The sequence below is a fragment of the Planctellipticum variicoloris genome (assembly GCF_030622045.1).
GTDB classification, from domain to species: Bacteria; Planctomycetota; Planctomycetia; order Planctomycetales; family Planctomycetaceae; genus Planctellipticum; species Planctellipticum variicoloris.
This window is the reverse complement of record NZ_CP130886.1, coordinates 4,182,813-4,208,964: the sequence shown is the minus strand read 5'-3', so window position 1 is coordinate 4,208,964 and position 26,152 is coordinate 4,182,813. Positions and strand designations below refer to the sequence as shown.

Sequence of the window (26,152 nt, the reverse complement as noted above, 5' to 3'; positions counted from 1 at the left end):
GGGCTACGCCTCTCTTCAACAAGTCACCAGAGCCTCTTCCAGGCGGATTCCAAGTCGGGCGAGGCCAACTCTACCAGCTGCGGCTTCCTGTCCGGCTCGCGGTCGTCCAGCTTGCAGAGTCCTGCTTCAATCGGCATTCGTAGCAACATCGTCGGGGCAATCACTCATCTGCTTCGAACTCAGCATCGTTGTCAACAAACGCCTCTGAGCCGGGCGGAAGCCTTACGACCTGCTTGGAGAACCAGTCGCGAACCGCTTCCGGAAGAAAAAGCACACGGTGGCCAACGCGGATGTGTGGAAAGCCGTGATTCAGAACAAGGCTTCGCAGCGTTGGCCGACTCAGCCCGGTCATCTGTTCGAGGTCCAGATAACTCCAAACGAGCCGACTCTCGACGGGGATTTCCGGACGCCGTTGCAAGGCCGCCGGCGTTACGACTACGGGGTTACGATTTCGACTCGGAAGTGCAACTGGACGAGCCATTGTCAGAGCCTCCTTTCGGAACAGTTCTCCACCAGTCAATTCAACTGATCCTTCATCACCGACTCAGCCCGAAGCCAACAGATCTCCCCGCCCCATCGCCTGTGCAATGTTCCGCAAGTGTTGTCGGACGGCCTGCGGGTCGTCGAGGTCTCTCGTCTGGATAACGATCACCGTGTAGCCGTCGAGTTCGACTGCCTGGCGAATGATCTGGTCCTTTCGCGCCGTGTTCGGGTCACCGTGGAGGCCGCGGCTCATTCCATCGAGGTAAATTGCCACCTTGGTCGCTTCATGGAGCCAGTCGGGCTCCGTCGGGATGCCGAGCGACGTCGTGATCCGCATTCTGCATTCGCCGGCCGGGAAATGGTGTTCGTGCAACAGTCGCAGGAGTCGGGCTTCCGGATTGTTTGAAGGAGAACCGCCTTCGGCCCGCTCTTCCTCGAAGACTGCCGGAATGTCTCGATAGCCCTGGGGCGGGTGGTTCAGTGTCTCGACGAGTTCCAGGCCGCGGTGCCGGTTCAGCAGTTCGTGATGGAACTGGTTGCGGAACGTCTTGAGACAGGAGTAGCAGGCCGTATCGCAAGACTGCGAGCATCCCGCCAAAAGGTCTTTCGTCGTCGCGATCAGCTCCTGCCACCGTGCCAGCATTTGTTCCAGCAGTCCCGAACCGCCCGGCATGGGGTCGTAAATCAGCAGGTCGAGCTTGTCGTCGGGTTTCTGAACAATCAGCAACTGCAAGTCGTCCGGCCCCATATCGAGGAGGCGAGCAGCTCCAGTCCGAAGAGCCTCCCCGATATTGATTCCATCGCTTTCATCGGCAACCGAATGAAATTGCAGCATATCCACATTGGCTTGCGACGACAGGGCCATGCGGGCAACATCGCGACCGCATCGCTCCTTGTGAATCTTCAAGAAGTGAGTGATCTCGGCTTGAACGGCATACGGCGTCTTGGCTGCGCCGCAAACTGGGCAGATCCAGTGTCCGACCTCATTCTGCTTCACCCGCCCGGCCTCGCCGAGATTGACCAGTTCGATACCCTGGCCGCGTAGATAGCTGACTTCCTGGTCGCCGATCTTGAACCCTTTACCGCCTCGGTTTCGCTTGCGGAGGCGTCCGAGTACTGAAACCGGCATTGAAAATCGAAGGTTTTCGTCCTCAGTAATCCGGCTCTCATGTGCCAGGTCAAGGTCCGTCAGCGGGAGTGCCTCGATTGCCATCCCCCCGGATTGCCCGTAGGACGCGTCGGCAGCGTGTTCCGTCACGTACCGTTTCTCGATATTGACGTGCAGAGTTCGAACTTGAGCCTGGTCGTCGGCTCCGAGGTGATACCGGCTGACGTAAAACGTGCCCCGATTCGCGTACAACCGATTGCCGGGAACGAACTCACGCAAGGCGACCACATTACTCCGGGAAAGGTCGAAGGCGCGGGGGCCAGACGTTCGCCCGAACCCGCGGCGCGCGGATGCCGTGATTCCCCCTTCGTAAACGCCGTAGCCCGGCAGGAAACCCTCAACGGACAGCACCGTCAACGTGTAAGTCGCCCGATCAGATCGGACAATTGAGTTGATGAACTCGTCGCAGCGCCTCAGCAACTGCTCTTCATCCTTTTCAATCAGCCCGGCATCCTTCTTCTGATGAATCTCCGAGCGAGTCGTCCGAGCCCATGTCAGCCGCTTGTGCAAGCGGGCGAGCACGGCATCGAGTTCAGACGATGTCTCAGCGATTGCAGCATCAATCGCCTCCCGCGTTGCCAGCTCTCGGGCTTCCTCTGGCCAATGCTGGGCGAACAGGTTCTGCAGTCGATCCGCAATCGCCACTTTCAACTCGTCGAGCAACAGGGCGAGCGGAGCCGTACTGCTCGGCAGATCTCGAAACTGGTCGTCGGCATTGAGCAGATAGGTGCGAATAAACGTCGGGAATAGCGCCTTCAGGATGTCTCGAATGCGTTCGCCGTCCGCGTCTGGCTGCCGAGACCGCAGCAGAAGGTCCGACAGAATCGCAGAGCGAATGTGTTTGGCGACCATCAGCGGGTTCCGCAGGTTAAACGTCGGTGCTTCGATGACACCGCCAAGAATCCGCAGCGGGTCATCGAAGAAGTACCGGTCGTGGGGTGACCGTCGACAGTACGTCACGACGACTGCCATCCGCTCTTCGCGACCGGCCCGCCCGGCCCGTTGCCAGTAGTTGGCGGACCGGGGAGGGACATTCCGCATGAGCGCCATGTCCAGCGCCCCAATATTGACCCCCATTTCCAGCGTCGGAGTCGCTACGAGGCAGTTCGTGCGCCCGTGCTTCGACTTGAAGTCGTTCTCGATCCGATTCCGAATCTCTCCAGGGACTTGGGCGGTGTGCTCCTCGGCACTCACCATCGTGAATGGTCGCCCCATCAGCCACACGTCATAGTTTTCCTCGTCGGGCCGCTCGGTCGCGGTCGTGCCGTGGCAGTTGTGGCGAGTACAGAGCCCGTTCGGCGGTCGTCGAGTCACGATTCGCTGGCAGGTCGTGCAGCGCTCGCGATGCTGGCAAGGTTCGACGGCCAGCTTCTCCAGGTTCACCTGCCAGACGTCCGCCGCCAGTGACCTCTCGGTCTGCGACCGCAGCGTGACTCGGGTGAGGATTTTCAACTCATCCACCAGCAGAGACCATAGCACTCCCGCCGTGAGGTCCACATCGAGCTGGCGAGGATCGGAAGCCCATTTCTTCAGCAGTGCCTGAATCGCAGACGCTCCACGCTGGGCAATCACGCCGCGGGCATACGGATTCGACTGGTCGGAAGTCTGCAACAGCCCCTCGGGACGGAACTCCCTCAGCGGCAGCAGACCCGCCTGAATATAAGGGTCGTCCTTGGCGTGATAGCGGGAAAAGATGGGGTCGCCGGCAACGTACAGAATTCGGTTGCGCCGCCAGTTGTCGAGGATCAGCGAAAGTCCTTCAACCGTTTCTTCCGCTGATAACCCCAGTGTCAGCGCCAGGTCTTTCACACCGTCACATGCCGGCGTCAGCCCGGCGTAGTTCACTCGGGCCAGTCCCATCGATTCCAAGCAGTCCGTCCGGCGGACACCGGTCGTGAACTCCCGCAGAACCATGTACCGCAGAGCCTTGTGCACCGGCACCCATTTGTTGTGGCCGAATGTCGCCGGGGCCTCTTCCGTCGTCAGCTCCGGCAGCAGGGCGTCGATAAGCGCCTGGTCCTTTCGAAAGAACTCCGTTAGCCGGTCGGTGATCTCGTCGATGGGGAGCGGCGTCTGACTGCCGGCGATGATCGAGTACATCATGTGTCGCAGGCGGATGCGGCGGGCGTGGTCCTGCATCCAGCCGGCTTGGAACGCCGCATCCTGCCGACTGTCGGCGAAGATGATCAGCTTCTGATGCCCCTCGGGGGCCGCATTGATCATCGCCTGCGCCAGAATGTGAACGTCGGCGACCGTCGACGCCTGGATCTTCCGTGCCGGCTCGATGGTTCGTCCGCCGATCTGGAACGACGTCGAAGCGCACGAGGGACAGGCCGAGAGCGCCGGGCCGAAGACAAACAGCGGGATGAGCGGCTCCTGATGGCCGCAACCATCGGCCAGGCAGTGCGACCAATGGCTGCGGTGCATTGCTCCACACTGGCGACAGAACCAAGCCTTGGGCCACTTCTGAGTTCTGCTGGAAGCGTTGCCATCCACTTCTTCGAGCAATCGATTCGTGCTGACGACGCGGGTTCCCGCCTCCGCGGGAGATGTCCCCCACCACGCATTGTCGCTGCCGTCGCTGTTCGGAGCGGCAATCCCGTGGTCGAATCCCTTCAACTGGTTGTTCGAGCCGCGGGAGAATTCCAGGTCCGTGTACCACTTCTCCAAGAAGTGCTGCCCGCAACTCTTGCACGTCAGGACTGACAGAAACGCGTCATCGTGCCGACCGCTGAATTGCTCCTTCGCATCAGCCAGCGACAGGAAGAGCCGTTGCTTCGGCTCGTCGCTCGTCCCGTCGAGGGCCACCACGGCCTCGTCCAGGCCCCGAATGAAAAAGTGGACCTTGGGACGCAGCAGTGAGTCGCCATCCTTGCGGGCCGCCGCTCCCAGCACCAGATAGCAAAGCAGCTCAGCGTTGGCCCGGTCCCCTTCGGGCAGTCGGCCCGCAGCCAGCCGCTGCGACGTCTGCCAGGCCGCATCCCGCAGCCACTTCGGCTGCTTCAGGATCTGCGTCGTCTGGTAAACGTATTCGTTCGTCACGAGGTGCTCGTAGAGCGAGTCGTGCCAGTTCTCGTCCGGCTCGAAGATCTGCCCCGTCAGCTCTTCCACCACGTTCTTGATCGTCTCGACGTTGACCGGTTCCGCCACGGCGGCGAGCACCCGGCTGAGACGTTCCATTCCGTCGCCTAGCGGGGCCACCGGCTTATAGCGTTTCTTGGGCCACTCCCGCGACACGTACGACTCACCGACGAGTCGGACTTTGCCGGCATCGACGCCGAAGAACCGCGATGCGAACCGCAGGGCGGTCTCTTCGTTGTCCTTGTCCTTCTTCGTCGGATCGGCCAGCGTGGCCGACGTGCCGATGCAGACGATCTCATCCGGTCCTTTCGCGGCCAGCATCCGCAGTCGGCGGATCAGGCAGGCGACTTCGGCACCGCTGGCTCCGGAGTACGTGTGGGCCTCGTCGAAAACCAGATACTTCAGTGGCGCGTCAGCGAATAGCGTCACGTCGGGCAACCGGGTAATCAGTACTTCCAGTTGCCGGTAATTCGTCAGCAGGATGCGCGGCCGCCGCTTCTCGATATCGTCCTCGGAGCAGCATTCCTCCGGCGGAGAGAGCGGCTGCACCGCCCGGTCATCGCGGGCCGCCTCTTCGCGGCGGCGTTTGCGTTCCTCCAGGTACGCCCGGCGAGAGGAGCCGGTGAATCGCTCGATGCCGACGTCCGACTCCTTCTCCGGCGTCGTGCCGACCCATTGCCCGAATGTAATTCCCGTGCCCCCCAGCACGTCCCGCAGGCGGTCCAACTGGTCGTTGGCCAGCGCGTTCATCGGGTACACGAGAATCGCCGACAGTCCTGTTGTAATTCCCTGATCCCGCTGACGAAGCAGGTCGTTGACGATGGGATAGAGGAACGACTCCGTCTTCCCGGACCCGGTCCCCGTCGCCACCAGGACGTGCTGCCCGGACGCGACGGCCTCGAACACCTCCTGCTGATGCCGGTACATCGTGGAATAGCCGATCAGCCCCGGCATAACGGGATGCAGCAACCCGCGGCCAGCCAGCGTCTCGACTAGCTCCCCCTTGGCAAACGATTCCGACAGCGAGACGAACGGCCCCTTCACCAGCGGGATGTCGAGCGACGACGGTCGCTCCAGGAGCGTACGGGCCTGCCCGGAGAGTTCCGGGTCGGATAGCGGAAATGCCGAGAACAGGTAACGCAGGAACTCGTCGCAGACACCGTGGGCGAATTGGACCGGATTGATGGGCATGCTGTTCACTCGGTTTCGATAGTGACACTGTCTTCTGACAGACCTTCCTTTGCCGTCCGCACGATGTCTGCCACAAAGGCACGGTCATTCTCGTCAACTTGCGATACAAGTTTCTCGATCAGAGAGATTACTTCGGCCGCTGTGTCGCCAAAAAACGCTGCTACCAATTCCAAATCAGCCTCTGGAGGCTCCTTCCGATCAATTCCGTTCCGAACCGCAATCAGGCTGCACACTCCGATTGCAATGGTCGCTTGTGCGCCGCGAAGGCCTTCCAGTAGCACCGGTCCCAGCCAATTCCAGTGCGGAGGACCGACCAAGACCGGATCAGCCTCGAACGGATCAAACACAAGTTCAAACCATATGTAGCGATAACGGCTATCGACGATCTGGCTCAACGCTGATGCATCGCTCATCCTGCGCCGCACTGCTTGAATAAGTCGGCTCCGTACTACGTAGCGACATTCCAAAGTGATAAACGGACGCGACGTGCCACCCCAGTACTGCCAGAGACACCTTGCAAGCTCTAAACTAACTTCGATCGCCTCGTCAATCCGCTCGGAAAGCCAATTCGCGTTTTCTGTGGTTGGGCCAACTTGACTGAATGCGAGTCTCCACACTGCAACGAACCCTTGGCTATCCGCAGATGAAAATGCGCCATGCTCATTCTGGATATGCTGAAGAACTTGTTCAGAAAAGAGAAGAAGTCTATCTCGATCTTTCGCAAATAGGAGCGGCGCCACATCTTCCAAGACATCGCTGTAATCTGAAGAACTGCAGACTTGCTCTACTGCTGCCGACCCAGCGCCATGCCCTTCTAGCCATTTCCGAGTATCTCGAATTACGGTCTGATCCCGGACTTCGCCAACATCGACATCACCGACAAGCGCTCTTCTCCAGTACCGTTCACGATGAAGACCTTGCGCGCGTGGATGAGCTACACCGGTGTCGTCCGACAGCCATTTGGCTGCCTCTGGAAGCATCAGGCAAATGAGTGTCTCCGCGGATCGACAGTCCCACTCCTTATCTGCGATTGCTTCATTCCATTCACGACGCAGCGTTTCGCGTACCGCGGCAACTTGCGAACTATCATTCGGATCGTTTGACGGGCGGTTCTTGAGACGGTGCCAGTGTCGAAGGAGGAATTGAAACCCTTCGGGAGCAGAGTGCTTCAGTACGCTGACTGCAAGTAGGTGATCAAAGTCAATTTCGCCGTAGAGCCGTGTCCAGTTGCGGAGCGTTAAGTTCAGGGCATGTCGAAGCGAACGTGGAGTGTTTAAGAGACGCGAGATTGCTTCTGGCGGCCAAACTGTGTCTCGGTCGAGTAAAAACATCCACGTATTCGGGTTCCAGATGTTGTCGGTGATGTCGTGCAGAGGTGTGTGCGCGAAGTGTCCGCTGCTAAGACACAACGTTCTGAACGCTTCCACCGTCTTGCCAGCACGCTCAACGGAAATAGTGCGAAGGTACTCGATGTGATCGCACAGCTTGAAGAAGTCGGCTTGGGCTGACGACGCAGAGCTGCCGGTCAAGATGAACGCAAAAGCGCGAAACGCCTTGAGTTGGTACAGAAAGGCGAGTACCTCTTGAATATCGAAACTACGGCTGTCGTTCCGATCCAGGTCTTCGACAATGAACACCAGCCGGAAATCTGTCTCTTCTAAAAGGTCCGAGAGCCGTCGAAACTGTTCGAGTGGATCGCGTTGGCCAAAAACGAGCTTCGAAATGCTGTCGATCCATTCGCCACCGGCTGAGAATGTCTGCCGATAGGACTCTGGAAGCGAACGCACCTGAAATGTGTCGACATGCTCCTCGACCTTGGCGACCGCGTCTACGAGCATCGAGTGAATCGCAGTCGATGACTTCTCGAATCCCCAGCAGTTGTGTGAACTGAAGAGAACCCGTGGACCGGAAGTCGGCTGATTGCTTTCTGAGAGACTCTTGAGCCACTCGACGATGCTCGACTTTCCTGCGCCAAATGGGCCAATTATGCCTACGGCTCTCACTCCCTCTCTGAGCAATCGGTCCAGTCGCTTTGACACAGCACAGTGTCCCAAGAAGTCGTACTTTGAACGAGACTCCGCCGACAACCAAGCCTCCAAAGTCGGCCAGTCGCTGGGCTGGCTGGCAGTCGGATCGACAAATGTTGTTCCCGAATCCGTGGCCGTGCGAAGCATTGTTTGATTGATATGACGCAGCAGGGCGACCGCAATCAGCGGCACTGCCGCATACCAGCCCCAGTCCCAATATGAAGCCGTATAGACGCCCTTGGAAAGGCCGAAGTTCAGATCGATCGCACAGAGGGCTGCCACCCCGTACAGCCACGCTGACCATGTCGGTGGATGCGTTCGCCAGAACCGGAGATGTGGCAGCCGCGGGGAGAAGAGCTTGAACAGAGACTGGACGAGCATTGTGCACGCCACGAAGTAGAATCCTGCTTGCTGCCAGTTAGCGAGTCGCTTGAGAAACGAGTGCAGGCTCTCTGGCTGAGACCGGAAGTACGGAATCAGCAGGCAGCCCGCGGCGACGGCGCAGACGAGGTGGATTCCCCAGTGCAACCAGTGATGCAGGGTGTTTGCAGAGCGTTTCGCCACCGACTCTGTCGAGGGGTTCCCCTTGCCCGCGGAGCATTCGGTCTCAAGCGGAGGTGCTTCCATCAGATCGTCCTCCTCTGCTTCGGCTTCACAGGAATCAGATTCCCGAGCGACTCCTTCGCCCACTTCCGTTTCGATTCGGTCTCGGCACGGAGTGGCAACAGGCCGCGGCCGGCCAGCGTCTCGACCAACAGCCCCCTGACCAGCGGAATGTCGAGCGACGACCGTCGCTCCAGCCGCGCACGGGCCTGGCCGGTCAGTTCCGGGTCCGACAACGGAAACGCCGAGAACAGGGAACGCAGGAACTCGTCGCCGATGCCGTGAGCAAGTTCGATGGGGTTGATCGGCATTGAGTTCCCTACTTCATTACCGGGCACAGAAGCCGCTGCAGCCCGAGCTCAATTACCCAGCGTTCCTTCTGTTCGCTAGCCGGCATGGGAAGCATGATCAGAGTGACCTCCTGCTCCAGCAGGCAATCGGGCCAACTTCCGCCTGTACTCGTGAGATAGCCGATCAAATTGCTTTGCGGCTGTTGGCTTCCATAACGCAAATGTGCATTGGCAATGCGGTCTCGAAAACAAGCCGTCTCGCCAATCTTTAGGATCTCCTGGGAGACCAGCGAAACAAACACGTAGACACCGGGAGATCGATCAATATTGGTCTCCCAGCTCACACGCCCGGAGACCATCTCTTCCGCAGCAATCTCGTAGAGCCGCTCGTCGCTGAGAAACTTTGCGAGTCCTTCATCTCGGCACGAGGCAATGAACCACGCGGCGAGATTGGTCGACAGTGGTGCTTGGAATAGCTGGATTGCCGATGGCTGAGATCGCTGGCTCCCTCTCTGCAATGGTAGAAGGGATTCTGCCAACAGTCTCCACGTGGCGTCTTCCTTTGTACGGTCTTCTGCGTCAAACAAGTCGTTGATTGAGTGATGATCAACCACGTTTCATCCAGTTGAACGACAGGTAATGACAATAGGCCTAGAGATCCGTGAAGCGTCTGATCCCACGGTTGACCTTGCCTTCGCAATCCGACTGGGACAGAACCACTGCGACTGACCGCTACACTGATCGCACTTCAAAGAAAGTGCGTCCGTTATTCCCGAGTTCTGACCTTGGCGGCGCGACCACCTCGACTTGTTGGATTCCGCCCTCGTCGTCACGTAGAACCAAGACATCACCGCTTCGAATACCCATCTGGTTATTAAAATAATGGCGAGTAGTGCCTGGATTATTTGCAGGCTCGAATGGCGACCAAAACGTCATTCTGTCTGCATTGCCAGGTTCAAGTTCTACGGCATCTGCCCAGATCTTTTGCCGTCCGGTTGAATCGAAGACTACAACGCGGCTCATCGCGATCTCCATTGCATTGAGAAACAAAAGGACTTCAAAACATCTTCTTCTGCTTCGGTTTCACTGGAATCGGATTCCCGAACAAATCCTTCGACCCCTTCCGCTTCGGTTCCGCCGCGGCCGGGGCCTCGGGGGGCTCCGGTTCCCCCGCGATGTACTTTCTCACCGCCTCTTCGCTGCCGAGCAGGGCGACGGCGTCTTTCCAGCAGTCGTCCCAGGTCCAGCCGTGGCGGGGGTCGTCTTCCGGGAAGGTCTCGGGCCGCCAGACGTGGCAACCGTCCCGCTTCAGGATCAGCGGCCCCTGCAAGCCCTTTGCCTGTGCCGCCTCGGCGTTCGTCAGCTCGGGAATGCCCAGCATCTCGAAAAACTCATCGTTCGACAGATCGGCGGCCGTTTCGGCCGACCACTTGCCGTCCTTCAGCGCCCAGAAGGCGGAAGCGGCCAGGCCCGTCAGGCGTTCCCGGAAGGGGAGTTGTCGGTCAACCCGGTAAAAGCCCTTGGAATCCTTCGGGTCGTCCCGCACGATCCAGGCGAAGTCGTCGCGTTCGAGGCCGTAGAGATCGGCTACAAGTGCTTCAACCTCGACTCGGAGGCGCACGCGATCTGTTTCGGTAACTGCCCACCATTCCTTCCATTGTCGTACGTCAAAGTCCGAAGTAGCAGACTTCAGTCGTAGCCATTCAGGTGCAAAGCGGCAATGAAGGAGACTGAGTCGGGATGCATTGTGAAGAAGCCGTGTCATTACATGCGTGGTAGACTCGGTCGCAACGCGGCTCGGGACTGGACACTCTTGAAGAACAAACCAACTGATGTTCGTGCCGCTCAATCGCTGCCGCAGAACCCAGTCGAACGACATCGCCCCTAAAATCGAAGAGAGCTGCAAAAGGAGATGTGGATCGTTGTTATCATGGAGGAGTAAGAAGACTGAATCGGTAGAAGGGAGCGGTGGAAGGTACGAACAAATAAATGAGCGAGTGTCCGTCGTGCGCGCAATTCTACGATAGGCAAGTCGCGGTCGGGACGCTACCGCTGAATGTCGTACAAAGTCGTCGATGCCCATGAGTCCCCGCGGGGAGAATGACTTGCAGTCCGTCGGAAGTCGTCGCCACTGGCGGTTAGCCCAACCGTTATACTGCGGATCAAGGATGTGCAGCATACCGCCCTGGCATACAGGGAGTGCTGTTTCGCCGCTTTCTGTACGCCAACACCCAAATCTGTCAGGGACGTACCCGCGTTTCTCCCATGCGTCTAACGGTGGAAATAACTTTGAATCGCTGGTCGAGTGAAACTCCGCGGCATAGGACGTATTCCAGGTGGCAGGAGCTGTCCCGATTCGAAACGAGTTCGAGTATATCTTTCGAAACACATCGAGATCGCGTCGGTCATTAAGTTCGACTAGACTCAGCGCAGTCGGGCTATTGTACCGAATCTCGCTCGGAGTGAACTGCAGGGTCATGCGGCTATTGAGAAGAATATCGTCGGGAATCTCGTGAGACTCAGGGGAGTTTCCAACCCCCATTCGGAAGCGAGTCGAGAACGATTGCGTGTGTCCACCGCGCGTTCCAAAAATTGCGACTTGCTTAAATGAGTGATGTGCGGCTGCGAATACCTTCTTCTCATTCTGAAACGCGTACAAGAGATCTAAGCGACCGTGGTTCAGAAGTTCCTCTCGCAAGTCTTTCGTGCCAAGGTCCGAATAGACTCCGGTCGGCAAGATGACACCAAGTCGCCCGTCGTTCTGCAGCAGCTGCCAGAACAGTTCGGCGAAGAGCTTGTACAGATTCAGGTCGGCACTTCCCTGCAGACGAAAGGGATGCCGGGCGTCAGCATACCCATGATGTGCTTGCCGGTGGCTCGCCCAGAGCTTGGCCAGTGCTTCACCGTCGCGTCCGCGGGAGAGGGCCATATTGAAGGGTTCGGCCACGTGTTTGGCCCAGTTGCCCAGCGACTTGAAGCGGGCGTTGTAGTCGTCCCACAGCTCGCGGGCGTGTGGCAGTGCCTCCAGCAGGGCCTTCTGCTTTTTCAGAGCCGCCTGCTTGTCGTACGTGCGATACAGCGGGTCGAACTCCGTGAAGAACTCCTGTGAATTCGGCTTCATCACGTCCCACGGCGGGTTTCCGATCATCCCGTCGAAACCGCTCCGGTCGGGCGTGAAAACGTCCGGGAACTCCAGCTCCCAGTGCAGAAACCGCAGTTCGTCTCGCAGCCGGGCGACGATTGCGTCCTTCCGCTCGGAAGACCGGTGAAAGGTCAGCGGCGTCGGAGTGTCCTGGAGCGACTCGTCATCGCTCGGCCAGAACCAGACCGCGCACCACTCGTCCATCGCCCTTTTCAGCGTGAGCAGTGTCTCACTGTTCTCGATGTGTTGCCGGTAGTACCGCTCCCGCTCGTCGGGATCGGACGATTCCAGGTCGTGAACGTGCTCGTATTCCGCCCGCGTTTCGGTAATGACGCTTTCGGAGGTGTCTGTCGCTGTCGCGAACAGCCGGGGCGCGTTGCCGAACTTGGCTTCGATGACCTGCCGCATCTCCTGCTTGATGCGACCGTCCCCCGAACGCCGGTTGCCGATCTTGTCCCCCTTGAGGAACGTCTCGATTCGCTGCGTGCGGGGACCATCCTTGCCGTCGCCCCCCTCCCGCTCCCACGCCTTGAGGGGATAGTCCTCCACCCGGTCCAGCCAGCAACCGACCAGGGCGTTCCCCACCTTCACCTTGTGATCGAGGAACGAGAACGGAAGTTCGGGATCGAGCGTTTCCACCCACAACGACACTCGCGCCAGCTCCACCGCCAGCGGGTTGATGTCGACGCCGTAAATGCATCGCTCGACAACGTGCCGTCGCAGCAATGCCTTGATCCGATCCTCGAACAGGTGCCCTCGATGCTTGTCGTCGGGAGCGAACGGCACAAGCTGATCGGCCTCGGTATTGGTCCGCGACCGGCCGAACGGCAGGGTGATCTTCTTCGCCTTGGCCGGCGTGTCGAGCTGGCGGTGATGACAGAGCGACCGGTACAGCGCCTCGGTCAGGTAGTGCAGCGCCGCGACGAGAAACGACGCCGAGCCGCACGCCGGGTCGCAGACCTTCAGGCCAAGGATGTCCTCAGGCTTCCGGGGAATCAGCGAGCCGTCCTCGGCTTTGTCGTAGCAGAGGGGCTGCAGCGTGCGATGGGTTGTCGGCACGGCCAGTTGCGGCCGGGTGTAGAACGTCCCCGTCCCCTTGCGGGTGTTGCCGGCCCGGACGAGATAGAACTCGCCGTGCGAGACGACCCGCCGGATCAGCTTCTTCGATTCGGCGTCGATGCGGTTCCGGTACTCGCTGTCGGTCTCTCTGCGTCCCTGCCTGCTGACCAGCCCGGCCAGGGTCACCGCATCCCTGGCCCAGCCGAGCGCAGCTTCCACGGCATCGAGGAAATCGCCGGAGCGCAATAGTTCGTCGGTGCCCGCCTCAATTTCGACGGCGTCATCCGTGGCGGTTTCGTCCGTGGCGTCAGCCGGCTCCTCGGCCTCTTCGTCGCTCTCTTCCGTATCATCGGCCGCCGTCGCCGTGACCTTCTCCTTGCGGAGCGTCGTCAGCAGGTCCTTGAGCCCCTTCTTGTCGTTCTGCAGCATGTCCGTCAGCCGGGAGAGGGGCAGGACCGGCTCCCGACCGATATTCAGAAACACCTGCGGCCCGGTCTGCTCGTCGGTCCGCTTCAGGCGGTAGTCGAGCAATCCCTCATAGATGAGTCCGATAAACTCCGTCCGCAGATCGGTGTAATCGACCGGCCCCTCCACGAACGTCTTGGCACGCCCGCGCAGGACGGGGAGCGGTCCGCGCAGCAGCTTCCGCAGCACGTAGTAAATCGTCACATCGCTGACCGCGACGTCGTGTTCCAGAATATGCAGCGCCCGGGCAACGGCATCGTCGCTCGTCGCATCCCCCGGACGGAAGAGCACGCCGCCGTACGGTCGCAACGGAAACGCCCCGTGGGCCGAGCCGCAGTGGACGAGCCGGAACAGCGCCATCAGCCGCGGCCAGGCCGTATTCCGACTGAGCAGGACATGGGTACCCCCTTCGTGCCGCGTCGCCTCGTCGAGCAGTTCGTAAAGCGACCGGACGCCGTAGGAGTGGTCGTAAACCGGATCGTTGACCGGCAGGAGCTGGCGGGACTCGGCGAACAGACAAACGACGAGCCGCATCACGACGCGCACGCTGGCCTGCAGCAGTGCTTCATGGGCCTCGGCATCGGAAAGGCTCCGGTCTCCATGAGTCACCAGCGCGGCGAGCAGGTCGGACTTTGTCCGGTTGGCGTTGGAGACTTCTTCGAGAAGCAATTCGATGGCCTGGCGAACGTTTTCCCGCAGTACGCTCGACAGATCGGCCTGGCGCTTGCGGGACTCCTCGACGGCATCGAGCAAGCTGGAAACGCCGTCTTTGACCGGCTGCAGCGACGCGGGCGACAGAAGCTGCCGCAATCCGTGCAGCTCTTCAGTCCCCTCGCCGTCATCGAACCAGCGTTCGCTCTCCCATTCGCACCACGACTCGAAGTCCAGGCCGGCGTAGATCAGCCGGAACTGCTCGCCATTGGTAAGCAGCCCCAACCGGTGCCCGGTCCCGCGGAGCAGTTCGAGGAATCGGGCGTACGCGGTTCGCCCACGCCCGCGGCCGACCTGCGCCGAAGTATCTGCCATCACCAGCAGCGCCGGCGAGTTGCAGCCGTCGTCCGCGAAAAGAACGCGATGCGGTTTGATTGTCTCGGACCGTGAGCCAATGCGAACGGCAACGGTCAGGTTCTCGGGAATCGAATGCTGCCGGGCCAGTCGGCCCGCCGGATGTCCGATGAAGTGTTCCAGAAGCGAGTCGACGAAACCGAGAACGGCCGCCGGGTCTCGCTCGGCCTCGCCGCGGGAAGCGACTGGACGCGAAGTGAGGCGCGTGTGCGCGTCCCGAAGTCGGTTCCTGGCATGAAACGGGGCGGCCGGAGGGACTTCGGGAAATCGCTCGATCATCACGACCGGCGACAGCAGAAGCCCCTGGTGCCGCAGCCGAGACCACCAGGCATGTGCGGTGTCAGATTGGCTCATTAGCGAAGATCCTCCGCCGTGGCCGGGATGAGGTACGTCAGAGCGAGCGGCAGAACTCGGACGCCAGTCGAGCCGTCCAGAAGTGTGAATCGCTTCGGCAGAACGGTATTCAAGCGGTGATCCCGCTCCTTCGTGAGCAGGTGCCTCGTCCGATCCACGTCCTGGCGCAGCACGTTCATCTGCTCTTCGATGTCCTGCACCCGCAATTTGGCATCTTCCTGAATTTCTTCGAACAGTTGCGGCTGCTGGGCTTCCGCCTGCTCTCGCAGCAGTTCCTTGGCCAGTTTGCTCAATTCCTGTTCGCGGCTGCGGTCCTGAAGTTCCTTGAGTCGATAACGGTAGCTTTCTGCCTCGGCGTCCAGTTCCCGTTGCAGCGTCACCTGTGCCCGGCGTTCCAGCACCAGGCGAATTTCTCCCTCCTGCCGCTTCAGCAGAGCTTCGAGTTCGCCCCTGTGCTGGAACCAGTGACTCCGAATCGTCCGCACCCAGCCATCCCGGCGTTCCGCAGATTTGACCGGCAGAAACTCGCTCCCAAGCACGAGCCGCTCGAAGTCATCGTCGACGGGAGACAACCGGTCGCCTTCAATCCGCAGGACCGTCGAGAAGACCTCATCGTGCAATGGCTCTCGCAGTTCATTGATGGCGGTGACGGTGTAATGAAACACCAGCAGGGCATCGAAACCGGAGCGGTGGAGAGCCGCTATCGACCAGCGGAAAACGGCGTCATTCCCCAGTGGTTCATGCAACTGACGGGACAGTGTCGCCATCGCCTGACGCATCAGCGGGTGACCGAGCCGCATCAGGACCTGATGCTTCTTGAGTCGCATGATGCGCCGACCGGAGATTTCTTCCTCCACGGCGGCGGCATCGAAACACAGCTCCATACGATCCGTACGGGACCCGACGGTGAGGGTCTGGCGCGTCAGTCCCTCCCAGCGCGGCGGGGGCCTCAGTCGATAGAAGCCAGGCCGGTCCGGAATGTCGTCCAGTGCCCCTTGACCTTCCACGGCAATCGCAGTTCGCAGAATCTGCACCAGCGCCTCGGGAGAAATTCCCAGCCGGGCATCAGTCCCTTCGAGCAGTTGTCGGGCACGCCTCTCCAGGTCGCGGATGTCGCTCTCTGAGGAATGGCCCAGGTCAACCCCTTCAGGGCTCTTCTTAATCTCGTCCTGGACGGCAAAATCGATCTGTCGCTGTTCGATTTTTCGCCCCTCGAAGTGCCGGTGAATGGCCGCGTCAAAGACCCGTTCGACACTTCCCAGATCGTCCTTAATCGTGCTGACTTTCTTGGCAACGTATGCGAGGAAGTCGAGATCCTCATCTTCGCTGGAGCAGAAATAATGGACTGACACGTCGCGGGTCTGCCCATGACGGGAGACGCGCCCGTTCCGTTGCACGATCTTCGAAGGGGACCACGGGATGTCGTAGTGGATGATCCAGCGGCATTCCTCCTGCATGTTGATGCCTTCGGAGGCGGCATCGGTCGCCAGCAGGAGTCGTGCGGCCGAAGTCTTGTCCTCGAATTCGCCTTTGACAGCCTCAAAGTCATCCGGGCTCATGCCGCCGTAGAGCAAACGCAGCGTGTTCTTGTCAAATCCCGGCACCTGCAGCAACCGCTGCTCCAGAAAGAACAGCGTTTCCTTGTATTCCGTAAAGACGATCAGCCGCTCGTCGTCGCGAAGCACGCCTTCGGCGAAGAGGTTCTTTTCGATCCAATCGACGAGAGCTTCCGTCTTCGAATCTGATTTCTTGGCGAGCGCTGGCAACTTGCCAGGGTCTTCGGCCGTCCTACGATCGTAGCCGAGGGCTTCAAGAGCCCGCTTCACCCGGCCCTGCAGATCGCTGATGGAATTCCCGTGGGATCGGAAGTAAGCGCCGCTGTACCGGGCAGCGTCGTCTTCCAGGAGAGACCGCTCGTCGTCGCTCTTGGTCTGCTCTTCGGCCCGTTCTGCCGACACACGGGCCATGTCGAACAGCGTCCTGGAGTCGTCCGGAGCTTCCTCCTCGACGTGCCGCCACCAGGTTCGCGCGAATGCATAGGGGCACGATAGCAGCCGCTTCGTGAGCAGCGAGTAGATGAATTGCCCAAGCCAGCGTTCTCCCGCGGAAGCCTTGGCAAGGGCTGCCTGTCCGTGGTTGCGGTATTCCCGCAGCGCATCGTAGAGCGCCGACTCTTTGGGTGAGAGTTTGATCGGCAATTGAATCGGCGGCAACTGCTCGGCAAACGGAGGGCGAAACGAACTCTTGTTGATGTCGTCCTTCAGCCGCCGGATACGGACTTCTTTCAAATTGTTCCGGTCGGTCTCGTCCATCTCGACCGCCATCTGAAATCGAATGGGGTCGAGCAGTTCGAGCAGACCGGTGAACGAAACGGTCTTGCCGTTGTGCGGTGTCGCCGAGGCAAATATCCGGTGTTCGAATAGGAAGCGGATTTCCCGCAACATCCGGGTTCGTTGACTCGTCCGACTTCCGCTCTGAGGGGCGAAATGATGGCACTCGTCGACGATCATCAGATCCCACGGGGCGTGGGGCAGGGCGCGTCCATTGGATTCGGCTTCGGGACCGGCATCCGACGCCTGCAGGAACTGTTGGAGCACGTCCGGCATCCGCAGGTAATCCATCGACGTGATGATCCGCGGGAATGCTTTCCAGGGATTCGTGTCGATGCCCATGCGGCGGCGAAGCTGAAAGGTCGAATCTGAATCGATCAGCTCGAAGTCGAGATTGAACTTCCGCCGCAGTTCGTACTTCCACTGGCGCTGAAGCATCGCCGGGCAGACGACGAGAATGCGGCGGATTCGCCGCCGGAGCAGCAGTTCTTCCAGCACCAACCCGGATTGGATCGTCTTTCCAAGCCCCACTCCGTCCGCCAGAAGCAGACTGACGCGGGGCATCGAGAGCGCACGAATCACCGGCTCCAACTGGTACGGATGAACCTGAATTGCCGAATTCCAGACTCCCAACAGCGGCTCGTCCTCGATACCGTCCTTCTCTCGCAGTCGGTTGAGGCGGGTCCAGCGGTGAGCGTTGACGAACGCCTGGAGTGCTCCTGGACTATCTGGACGATTCGCGTCCACGCTGGGCAGGGTCGTTTTCCCGAGCGGCTCAGCAGTCGCTTCTACTTCCCAGAGGAGTTGTTCTGACTCCGGGTACCGAAAATCGTCCAGGTATTCGAGTTCGACGATATGAAGGCGACCGTCCGGCAGTCTGCTATCGTAAGGTTCGACGGCCCTGACCGTGGCAAGGCGATTCCTAACTCTAACGGCCTGGCCGACTTCGGGAATCGAAACGGATCGAGACACCGAGATTCTCCCACCGGTTAAAGCGGGAGGTCCCCTCCCAGTTCAGCGCCGCTTAACTCTGTGCAGTGCAACAACCGTACAACCCATCAGGGGGGAGTAGCAAGTGCCGCGGGCTTGTGATCTCGAAACGTCCGCGGAACTGGGGCGAAGCGACCGAATCGAACGGGGACGATTCGACTGAAAGGATTGTCGACTTGGCGGGCCAAGATTGAGAGAGGCCGGTTCCCCTCGAACGGTCCGTCAGCTCGTACCTTCTCAATGCCGCGCGGACTGAGATGCCCGCCGCCGAACCTCACTTCCAGCCGGAAAGCAACCGCCGGACCGCGTTTGCCCGTTCCACATCCGAGAGGGGCAGGGCGGCAATCATCGCCAGGGCGGCAGCGAAGTCTCCAGCGGGCCGCTCGTTCGCAGAAACGGCTTCGCGAGTGCAACCAGTGGTGCAACGGCCTACATTCGTCGCCGTAAGTGCTGACGGGGTCTCATTTGGAACCCTGTGCCGACTCGTTCGGGACGTAGAGGTCGCAGGTTCAAATCCTGTCATCCCGACTCGCACCCCTCCGAGGATGTCCAATTGGACATCCTCGGAGGGGTTTTCGCTTTTACGGATCGAAGTCGCGCTCGCGCGACAGCGTCCGACAGCCAATGGCGTCGAAAGGAGTTCACAGAAACTCGTGCGATCCTCTGTCAATCGGATCGTGCACTCTTTCGGAAGCGGCGGCTTGTCGTGAGGCAGGCCTCCGTCGTCAATATCGAAGTCGGGGTCGAAGGCGGTCTTGCCTTGATATCCGACGAATTGTGGCTGAGCCTGATCCGCTCGGCCGGTTTCTGCTCACGGGCGTACGGTATCAGCCGTGCCTGAAGATCGCGGACGATTTCCGGATTCTGCTCCGCGACATTGGTTGTTTCACACGGATCCTTCGCGAGGTTATAGAGCTCCGTTTTGCCCGGGAGAGTCGCAAGTCTGATGAGCTTCCAATCGCCTTTGCGGACGGCGCCACGGATCGCCTCCACCTGGATTAGAATGTCCTCGTTCGGGGACGGCTTCCGTTCGGCGATTGTCGGCCACAAGTCTTTACCGTCGAACGGATGATCGTCGCTCCGTTTCCCCCCCTGCGCGATTCAGGAGCGTGGGCATGACATCGACCATATGCACGGGCTCATTCACCGTCCGCGGATGGAGCTCGCCCGGCCAGTTGACGAACGCCGGAACTCGCACGCCCCCCTCGTGCAGCGACGCTTTGCCGCCACGGAGCTGGCCATTGGAAGCGGGAGGTTTGGCGCCCAGACCGACGCCGCCGCTCTCGTTTCGCTCTTCGGGCGAGCGCGCTCCAGTGGCAAACATGGCATTGATTGCTCCTCCGTTATTGCTGGAAAAGTGAATGATCGTGTTGTTGCGGACGCCCTTCTTTTCCAGCGCGGAAACGACTCGCCCGATCTGGTCATCAGGGCATGTGATCATCCCGGCGTACGTGCGCCAGATTTCGTCCTTCGCGGAAGCATGCTGTCTGATGTAATCGTCCGGCGCCTGGTAGGGAGCATGAGGCGCCAGCGACGCAAAGTAGAGGAAGAACGGCTGCTCCCGTCCTGCTCATCAATGAGTTTGACCGCGTCGTCGCCAATGAGCTTCGTGTAATATCCGCCTTCTTTGAGAAACGTACCGTTGCGCTGCCAGTCGATGATGCCGCCTCGCTCGCGCGTGAAGTAGTCGACTTCGCCGATGACGTTCCCGTAGAAATAATCGAAGCCGCGATTCTGCGGCCAGAACTTCTTATCGGCGTTCCGAGGTGCCGTTTGCCGACCATCAGAGTCTTGTAACCGACGTCCTTGAGCGCCTGCGGCAAAGTGCGCTCGTCGGTCGGCAAACCGTAGGAGTGACTCGGAAAGATGACGACCGTCTGCAAGCCGTACCGCATCGGATATCGCCCGGTCATGAGCGCGGTTCGCGCGGGAGTGCAGACCGGCTGGCCGTAGAATGACTCCAGCCGCACGCCTTCGGTGGCGAGCTTGTCGATATTCGGAGTCTTGATGTTTCCGCCACGATCTCCAAGGCCGGCGTTCCCCAGGTCGTCCGCCATGATATAGACAATGTTGGGCCTGGTCTGCTGTGACCAGGCCGACTCGCCAGTCAGCAGGGTGACGGTGAGAACGACGGATTGGACGATTCGGTCCATGGGGGAATCTCTCCGTTCATGTGCCTGACGACGGGGAGGAGATCGCAACGCCAGTGAAATCGGCGCAGCCGTGAGATGTGGGAGGTATTGGACTAGAACGTGCCCCCTGAATCACGGCTTCCGTGTGACGCCTGCGCAGCGCCGATTTCGAGCCGCAATAGGATCTGGATGTCCCGGAAAGCCGCCGCGAGTTGCTGGCGGAATCGCGTCGCCCCAGATGAAGAGAGTCGAGCGGCGTCCTGTCACCGAAGCCGCACTCTCCTGACCGGCTCGGCTTCGGAGGCAGAGTCAGTCAACGAAACCGGCCCCGCAGCCATGGCTGCGGGGCCGGAGGTCAGTCCCTCTAGAAATCTGAGGTCCGCCTTGAATTGGATTCGTACTTTACACGGGACGTCGGAATTGCCCCGCTAATTTGACCGACGCGGCGTGGAAAACGAACGACCGCAGCCTGTGCTCGTTGACCAGCTCCCTATCAGTCGGGCCGGTGGAGCCTGCTGGTTCGTGAAACATATGGCCGCGAGCGAGCCGCAGGTGTGAACGGGCTGTGCGCGGCATTTCTCGAACGTCCGGCAGGCCGTTTGAACGCAACGAAAGCAGAGCTTTGAACATCAGCCGGCTTACTTCTGAAGTGCCAGCTCCAATGTCGTCGCGACGGCGTCCAGCTCGAACTCGTCGACAAATCCCTGGCTGACTTCGACAATGTTGCCGTCGGGGTCCTTCACCCAGGCAGTCCGCCAGCCAGGAATGAAAGAGTCGAAGCTCAGCGGACCCAGCGTGACAACCGCGTCGTCGCCGATCTCCGCCAGCGCGGCGTCGACATCATCCACCTGAAACGCAAGATGACGGACGCCCGGCCAGGCGGGGCCGTCCTTCTCGGGAGGAGCGGCGGGCGGTTCCCCGGTCGACCGGAACAGTTCCAGATACATGCTCCCCGACTTGAGGAATACGATCTGGTCGCTGCCAAGGTCAATGACCCGCGCGCGTCGGAAGCCGAAGTGCTGCGAGTAGAACTGCTCGGTGGCGGCCATGTCGCGGCAGTTGAGGGCCACGTGGGAAAACTGCATTGTATTCCTCGGTAATCCAGGGGATCGCGGCACTCTCAGCCGCCGGGTGACGGGCCATGGAACTGTCGAGCCTACGACTTCTTTCGAATCAGATCTGAAGCCTTTTCGCCGATCATGATGATCGCCGCGTTCGGATTTGCACTGACGATGCTCGGCATGATCGAGGCGTCGGCGACGCGCAGGCCTTCCACGCCATGCACGCGAAGCTGCGGGTCGACCACCGCCAGACGGTCGTGCCCCATCTTGCACGTGCCGACCGGATGCCAGATGGTGGATGCGTGCGTCCGGACATAGTGCCGCAGCTCGGACTCGCTGGAGTTCTCGCCCGGCAGGAGCTGGCCGTCCTGAATGCCGGCGAACGCCCGCGTGTGCACCAGCTCGCGACAGAGGGCAATCGCCTTGAGCTGCACCTGCATGTCGGCTTCGCATTGCAGATAGTTGTTCTGAATCACCGGAGCCGAAGCGGCATTGCCGTCGCGAAGCGCCACGAACCCCGTGCTCTGCGGCTTCACGAGAATCGTGATGATCGTGAAGCTGCCATCGTGCGGCGGGCAATCCGCGGGAACGATCTGCGGAATCGTCGCGTTGAAGTTGATCTGCAGGTCGGGCGCTGCGGCGCTCAATCCGGAACGCGTCCGTTCGAGCATCCCCGCCTCCGCAAGCAGCGGCGGGACCGGCTGCGGCTGCTTCGCCCGGAACATGTTCGGCATCAGCAGGTGATCCTGCAGGTTCTGTCCGACCCCCGGCAGATCGACTCGCGGCTCAATGCCATGCTTTCGCAGTTCGGCCGCAGCGCCGATGCCCGAAAGCATCAGCAGCTTCGGCGAATCGAACGCTCCCGCGCTCACGACGATCTCTTCCGCGGCGCGAGCCTGCGTCAGCTTCCCGTCCAGCAGATACTCGACCCCCGTCGCACGAGCCCCGTCCAGGACCACTCGCGTCACCTGAGCCCGAGTGACAATCGTCAGGTTCGGTCGGCTGAGGATTGGGTTGAGGTACGCAACAGCCATGCTCGCCCGCTGGCGGTCGCGGGTGATGTTGAATTGATAGTGCCCGACCGAGTGCTCGGCGGCGTCGATGTTGAAGTCCCAGGTCTTGCCGCCCCGGAATCCCGCCTCGACTCCCGCGTTCACGAACGCGGTCGCAGCCGGAGAGGGGTCGGCGTATCGCGGCGAGTGCCAGAGCGTGACCGGACCGCCAGCGCCGCGGAACTCGTTCTGTCCGAAGTCGGAGTCTTCGGACCGCCGGAAGTACGGCAGGACGTCCTCGTAGCTCCAGCCTTCGTTCCCGAGGTAGTTCCAGTGGTCGAAGTCGAGGCGATGTCCGCGGATGAAGATCATCGCGTTCGTGGCGCTCGTGCCGCCCAGCGTTTTGCCCCGGTTGCACCGGATGCGTCGGCCTTCCAGTCCGGGCTCGGGCTCGGACATATAGGCGTAGTCGACGTCCGACCCCATCAGGCCCACGAACCCCTTCGGATCGTGAATCTCGGGCTTCACGTCGGGCCCGCCGGCCTCCAGCAGCAGCACCCGGGTCGCCGGGTCTTCGCTCAGTCGATTGGCGACGACGCAACCGGCCGAACCGGCCCCGATGACGATGTAGTCAAAGTCAGCTTGAGACATGCAACGACCGATCAGGAGTGAGCCTTGAAGCCGACGTCGTTCAATGCGTTGAACGAGACCTCGGAAACACCGAGGCGCCCTCACGCGATTCAGCTCCCGACAAAGACGTCGGGAGCCGGGATCGCAGGCGCGCCTCTCATTCGTCGTCGACGATTCAGGTCGCGCCGACCAGGACAGGCTCCGCGGACGGCGACGGAGCGGCCGCCGGCGCTGAGGCGGCATCCGGTTGCGCGCGGTGATACTGGTACGGCAGCAGCCGGCGGTGATTGATGATCTTGTCTTCGACACCGCCGAACAGCAGGCCCCGCGAGTAGAACTCGGGCAGGGCAGGGCTGCCATATTCGAGCATCGGGTACGGATAGGCTCCGACATCCGGCATGATTGACGCGACGGCCGGCCGGCTGGCGATTGTCAGGGCCTGCATCTGCTCGGGAGTCAGTTCGAAGTCGCACGCGCCCATGTCTTCGCGGCACTGGTCGGCGGTTCGGGCCGAGAAGATCGGCACCGTCACGACCGGTTGCTGCATCAGCCAGCGGAGCGAGACCTGCCCCGCCGGTCGCCCGATCTCGTCGGCGACCTTGACCACGCTGTCCATGATTCGCAGATTGCGTTCGGTCATCGCGTGCCAGTAGTGGCGTTTCTCGGCGGGAATTTCGTCCGCCAGCCGCAGCAGTTCGCCGGCCGTCGGAGCGCCCCGGTTGTATTTGCCGGTCGCCATGCCGCCGGCGAGGGCCGACCAGCAGACGAGCCCGATATCGAATTCGTGCGCCATCGGCAGGAACTCGGGCTCGCACGACCGCTCGACAATGCTGTACTCGACTTGTGTCGCAATGAACGGCGTCTTCCCCTGGAAGTCGGCCATCGTGTTGGCCTTCGCCAGCCACCAGGCGGGGAAATTCGACGCGCCGACGTAGTTCACCTTGCCCTGGCAGACGAGGTCGTCGAGTCCGCGCAGAATCTCGTCGATCGGCGTCGTGAAGTCGTAGATGTGGATCCAGAGCAGGTCGACGTAGTCGGTGCCGAGCCGCTTCAGGCTCCCCTCGATCGACCGCATCAGATTCTTGCGGTGATTGCCGGACGCGTTGGGGTCGGTCCCCTTCGTGTGCCCGTCGAACAGCGAGTATTTCGTCGCCACGACGTGGCTGTCGCGGTCGGCCTGGATGAATGTCCCGAGAAACTCCTCGGACTGGCTTTCCTGGTAGCGGTTCGACGTATCGATGAAGTTGCCGCCCGCTTCGACGAAGGCGTCGAAGATCCGGCCGCTCTCCCGCTTATCGGAGCCGATCGTTCCCCAGTTGGTGCCGAATGTGGCGCAGCCGAGACAGAGTTCGGAGACGCGCAGGCCGCTGCGGCCGAGGAGTTTGTACTTCATGGGATTTCCTGGAAAGGCAGTGCTGAAGCACAGCGTGATCAGCAATCAACTGAAGACGCACGCGGACCGTGAATGCCGTGCGGAGAGAACGACTCCCGCAAGTAACGACTCAGATTCTCGTATTCCAAAGAGCGCTGCAGCCGGCAGCCTCGCTCGCGAATCAGGCCACCGAGCCGTCGGGGTACTGTGTCATGCCGGCGAAGTGAATGGCGATCCGGCCGTCGCGGAGCACCCAACTGTCGGCGAACCGCATCTTCGCTTCCCCGTCGGGAGTCTGCATCGTGATCGCTTCGACGACCATCAGCGTCTCAGGATTCTGCGTCTCGCCCCAGAAGGCGACATTCGACTGCAGCCCCTCAATGCCCAGAATCCCCTGGAAGTGCTCGCGCAACTCTTCCCGGCCGCGGAAATAGAGAGGCTTCTTCTCGAAGCTGCTGATCAGCACGGCGTCATCGGTGTACTGATCGAGAATGCTCTCAATGTCCTTGGCAAGGATCAGCCGGATGTGCTCTTCGTAGAGCCGGCCGAGTTTCGTGTCGGGAACATTCGCGGTCGGAGCGAGAGTCGCGGGCATCGCAGGAAACCTTGGTTTTGAGTCACGTCCGGAGCAACTTCCGACACACCGTGGACGGAAGCAAGCAAGGGTGAACAGGGCGGATTTACGGGGCATCAACCGGGGATCTGCCGTCAGCGGCACAGGACGCCGGCAGTGCGTCAGATCGCCGCTGAGCCGATTCGCGGTCTACAATGTTGCGCTGTCCGCAGCATATTCGAGGCGATCGACGGTGTAACGAACGATGACGGGCTTGCCGCTGATCGGCGAACGCTTCACTTGCCAGGTCTGATAGGCGTCGAGCTTGATCCGCTGGCTGTTCCGGGCCGGAGCTTTCCAGACGCTGGCTTCCCAGTGGACGACAACCCCGACATCGGCGCCGTCGTCGGTCAGCGTGACGTCGACGGTCTTCAGGCTGTGAACTTCGTCGAAGAAGATGCGGATCACGCCTTCATACCAGCCCTCGAACTCGGCCTGGCCGTGGAGCGTGGCTTCGGGAAAGACCATTTCCAGATCGTCTTCGGCCAGCAGCGGCAGCAGTTCGATCAGCGGTGCGTGAACGTCGAGCTTCTGATACCAGTCCGCCGCAAGCTGCTTAACTTCGGCAACGGTCAAGGTATTGGTTGTCGTCAGCATGTCATGACCTCGTGGAAGTGAACGGTGAGTCGTGTAAACATAGATCATGTTTTCGACGCAGCGAGGGATCGGAAGAAAACTCTCGCAATTCCGCACGAGTCCGGCGTGCCGGAAGCCCCCGCCGGCCTGCAACGGCGAAGCACTGTGAGAACGCCCGCGTTCAGTTGCCGTCCGATCGGAGCCTCGGATTCGGGATCTCTTCATCTCGCGATCTGCGGGAAAGTCGCAACGCGTTAATGCTCTCGATGTCTCGCCGTTGCGCGGCAGCATTGACGCGATCCTCAGCATCAGTCTCACCGGCAAGGTCGCACGCTGTAGCACCCGTCGATGCGAAAATTCCACATGGACTGTGTTTCATCGCTGGAATGTAACCTAGGGTTCGTTCGCGTCCTGCTCGTCTCCAAAACGAGACGGGACGGCATCCCCGCTGCAGCGTCCGCAATCGTCACGTTCGCTGCAATCGGAAGCCTGTGTACGACCGGGCGCGTTCCGCATCGGACGACCGCC

14 protein-coding genes are annotated in these 26,152 nt (G+C 60.6%); all 14 read right to left on the bottom strand.

The features are described 5' to 3' along the window. Positions 1–160 precede the first annotated feature (160 nt). The 14 genes from SH412_RS28640 to SH412_RS16260 all read right to left on the bottom strand — a co-directional run bounded on the left by SH412_RS28640 (position 161) and on the right by SH412_RS16260 (position 25,645). Positions 161–352, bottom strand: coding sequence for a helix-turn-helix domain-containing protein (locus SH412_RS28640; protein ID WP_419555814.1), 192 nt, complete (start codon positions 350–352; stop codon positions 161–163). A gap of 192 nt (positions 353–544) precedes the next feature. Beyond that, positions 545–5,659 carry a DEAD/DEAH box helicase gene (locus SH412_RS16320; protein WP_419555813.1) on the bottom strand — a complete coding sequence of 1,705 codons (5,115 nt, stop codon included), beginning with the start codon at positions 5,657–5,659 and terminating at the stop codon, positions 545–547. A gap of 269 nt (positions 5,660–5,928) precedes the next feature. Continuing rightward, positions 5,929–8,577 carry a P-loop NTPase fold protein gene (locus SH412_RS16315; RefSeq protein WP_336519080.1) on the bottom strand — a complete coding sequence of 883 codons (2,649 nt, stop codon included), beginning with the start codon at positions 8,575–8,577 and terminating at the stop codon, positions 5,929–5,931. Further along, on the bottom strand, positions 8,577–8,864 hold the full coding sequence (locus SH412_RS16310; RefSeq protein WP_336519079.1) for a hypothetical protein: 288 nt from the start codon (positions 8,862–8,864) through the stop codon (positions 8,577–8,579). Before SH412_RS16310 ends, SH412_RS16315 begins: the two co-directional genes overlap by 1 nt. Before the next feature lie 8 nt (positions 8,865–8,872). Then, a complete protein-coding gene (locus SH412_RS16305) occupies positions 8,873–9,457 on the bottom strand; it encodes a hypothetical protein (RefSeq protein ID WP_336519078.1) in 585 nt (194 codons plus the stop codon). A 443-nt stretch (positions 9,458–9,900) separates the two neighbouring features. Next, positions 9,901–14,928, bottom strand: coding sequence for an Eco57I restriction-modification methylase domain-containing protein (locus tag SH412_RS16300; RefSeq protein WP_336519077.1), 5,028 nt, complete (start codon positions 14,926–14,928; stop codon positions 9,901–9,903). Beyond that, positions 14,928–18,230 carry a DISARM system SNF2-like helicase DrmD gene (drmD, locus tag SH412_RS16295; protein WP_336519076.1) on the bottom strand — a complete coding sequence of 1,101 codons (3,303 nt, stop codon included), beginning with the start codon at positions 18,228–18,230 and terminating at the stop codon, positions 14,928–14,930. Before drmD ends, SH412_RS16300 begins: the two co-directional genes overlap by 1 nt. Positions 18,231–19,302: 1,072 nt before the next feature. Next, complete coding sequence (locus tag SH412_RS16290) at positions 19,303–19,779, bottom strand: sulfatase-like hydrolase/transferase (protein WP_336524167.1); 477 nt, start codon at positions 19,777–19,779, stop codon at positions 19,303–19,305. Continuing rightward, on the bottom strand, positions 19,673–20,401 hold the full coding sequence (locus SH412_RS16285; protein WP_336519075.1) for a sulfatase-like hydrolase/transferase: 729 nt from the start codon (positions 20,399–20,401) through the stop codon (positions 19,673–19,675). Before SH412_RS16285 ends, SH412_RS16290 begins: the two co-directional genes overlap by 107 nt. Positions 20,402–21,018: 617 nt before the next feature. Then, on the bottom strand, positions 21,019–21,465 hold the full coding sequence (locus SH412_RS16280) for a VOC family protein (RefSeq protein ID WP_336519074.1): 447 nt from the start codon (positions 21,463–21,465) through the stop codon (positions 21,019–21,021). A 71-nt stretch (positions 21,466–21,536) separates the two neighbouring features. After that, entirely contained in the window at positions 21,537–23,084 is a 1,548-nt protein-coding gene (locus tag SH412_RS16275; RefSeq protein ID WP_336519073.1) for a GMC family oxidoreductase, read from the bottom strand. A gap of 154 nt (positions 23,085–23,238) precedes the next feature. Continuing rightward, the gene (locus tag SH412_RS16270; RefSeq protein WP_336519072.1) at positions 23,239–24,456 is read right to left on the bottom strand and encodes an aldo/keto reductase; all 1,218 of its coding nucleotides are present in this window, start codon (positions 24,454–24,456) and stop codon (positions 23,239–23,241) included. A 160-nt stretch (positions 24,457–24,616) separates the two neighbouring features. Further along, entirely contained in the window at positions 24,617–25,030 is a 414-nt protein-coding gene (locus SH412_RS16265; RefSeq protein ID WP_336519071.1) for a nuclear transport factor 2 family protein, read from the bottom strand. Positions 25,031–25,198: 168 nt separating this feature from the next. Further along, complete coding sequence (locus SH412_RS16260; RefSeq protein WP_336519070.1) at positions 25,199–25,645, bottom strand: hypothetical protein; 447 nt, start codon at positions 25,643–25,645, stop codon at positions 25,199–25,201. Positions 25,646–26,152: the final 507 nt, after the last annotated feature.

Bases quoted from the DNA above. Each gene is read 5' to 3' on its own strand.
- SH412_RS28640 (WP_419555814.1), bottom strand. From the start codon at position 352: ATGACCGGGCTGAGTCGGCCAACGCTGCGAAGCCTTGTTCTGAATCAC.
- SH412_RS16320 (WP_419555813.1), bottom strand. From the start codon at position 5,659: ATGTACCGGCATCAGCAGGAGGTGTTCGAGGCCGTCGCGTCCGGGCAG.
- SH412_RS16315 (WP_336519080.1), bottom strand. From the start codon at position 8,577: ATGGAAGCACCTCCGCTTGAGACCGAATGCTCCGCGGGCAAGGGGAAC.
- SH412_RS16310 (WP_336519079.1), bottom strand. From the start codon at position 8,864: ATGCCGATCAACCCCATCGAACTTGCTCACGGCATCGGCGACGAGTTC.
- SH412_RS16300 (WP_336519077.1), bottom strand. From the start codon at position 14,928: ATGAGCCAATCTGACACCGCACATGCCTGGTGGTCTCGGCTGCGGCAC.
- SH412_RS16285 (WP_336519075.1), bottom strand. From the start codon at position 20,401: ATGGACCGAATCGTCCAATCCGTCGTTCTCACCGTCACCCTGCTGACT.
- SH412_RS16280 (WP_336519074.1), bottom strand. From the start codon at position 21,465: ATGCAGTTTTCCCACGTGGCCCTCAACTGCCGCGACATGGCCGCCACC.
- SH412_RS16275 (WP_336519073.1), bottom strand. From the start codon at position 23,084: ATGTCTCAAGCTGACTTTGACTACATCGTCATCGGGGCCGGTTCGGCC.
- SH412_RS16270 (WP_336519072.1), bottom strand. From the start codon at position 24,456: ATGAAGTACAAACTCCTCGGCCGCAGCGGCCTGCGCGTCTCCGAACTC.
- SH412_RS16265 (WP_336519071.1), bottom strand. From the start codon at position 25,030: ATGCCCGCGACTCTCGCTCCGACCGCGAATGTTCCCGACACGAAACTC.
- SH412_RS16260 (WP_336519070.1), bottom strand. From the start codon at position 25,645: ATGCTGACGACAACCAATACCTTGACCGTTGCCGAAGTTAAGCAGCTT.